The 1,100-nt window shown below is 70.3% G+C and carries 1 protein-coding gene; it reads left to right on the top strand.

Annotated elements, in window-relative coordinates:
* Nucleotides 1-416 precede the first annotated feature (416 nt).
* Nucleotides 417-1,046, top strand: coding sequence for a 1-acyl-sn-glycerol-3-phosphate acyltransferase (locus HW445_RS32105; protein ID WP_246212985.1), 630 nt, complete (start codon nt 417-419; stop codon nt 1,044-1,046).
* The last annotated feature ends 54 nt before the right edge of the window (nt 1,047-1,100 follow it).

The raw sequence follows: 1,100 nt of genomic DNA, 5'->3' as shown, positions 1-1,100 counted from the left end.
AGTACGGCCCGCCGTCCGGTGCCGGGGGTGGTGCCTGCCGGTCCTTCGGACGCTGCGGGACCTGTGGTTCTCGCCATCGGTGCTCCCTCGTGAGGTCACGACTTCGGGTCGGCCGGATCGTAGGTGCGTGTACATGACGACTGAAGGCCCCCGGGAGGACGGGGCGGAAAACAGCGGGTGTCGTCTCTCCTCCCCGCCCGCCACCGCGCGCGTGTGACGGGCCGGTTTCGCCGGGTGCGGCGGGAGTGACCGCGTGTCAACACTGTGCAACGAGTCCGTCAACCGGATGTGCAACCTGGCCGCCCGCGCGAGTATCGTCCTCACCTGCACGGACTCGTCCGTTTCCGTCGGACCCCTTGACATGGGAGGGCTCGTTGTCCCGCTTCGCGCTCATCAAGGCAGTGCTCGGACCGATCATGCGCCTGATGTTCCGCCCACGCGTAGAAGGCGCGGAGAACATTCCCGGGACGGGGGCGGTGATCCTGGCCGGAAACCACCTCACCTTCATCGACTCCATCGTGCTCCCGCTGGTCACCGACCGGCAGGTCCTGTTCATCGGCAAGGACGAGTACGTCACCGGCAAGGGGTTCAAGGGCCGCCTGATGGCGTGGTTCTTCACCGGCGTCGGCATGATCCCGGTCGACCGGGACGGGGCCAACGGCGGCGTGGCGGCGCTGATGACGGGGCGGCGGGTGCTGGAGGAGGGCAAGGTCTTCGGCATCTACCCGGAGGGCACCCGCTCCCCCGACGGCCGCCTCTACCGGGGGCGCACGGGCATCGCGCGGCTGACCCTGATGACGGGCGCGCCGGTGGTGCCGTTCGCCATGATCGGCACGGACAAGCTGCAGCCGGGGGGCAAGGGCATGCCCCGGCCGGGGCGGGTGACGGTGCGGTTCGGGGAGCCGATGGAGTTCTCCCGCTACGAGGGCATGGACCGGGACCGGTACGTGCTGCGGGCGGTGACGGACTCGGTCATGACGGAGGTCATGCGGCTGTCGGGGCAGGAGTACGTCGACATGTACGCCACCAAGGCGAAGGCGGCGTGACGGCGGGCCCCTCCCCCCGCCCCCGCCACGCGTGACCCGGCCCCGTTCCGCCTG

Origin of the sequence: Streptomyces sp. UH6 (assembly GCF_013421635.1) — a bacterium.
GTDB classification, from domain to species: Bacteria; Actinomycetota; Actinomycetes; order Streptomycetales; family Streptomycetaceae; genus Streptomyces; species Streptomyces abyssomicinicus.
This window is presented reverse-complemented; position numbering and strand designations above follow the sequence as displayed.

What these genes read in the sequence shown, in the direction of transcription:
- HW445_RS32105 (WP_246212985.1), top strand. Translation starts at nt 417, where the DNA reads ATGCGCCTGATGTTCCGCCCACGCGTAGAAGGCGCGGAGAACATTCCC.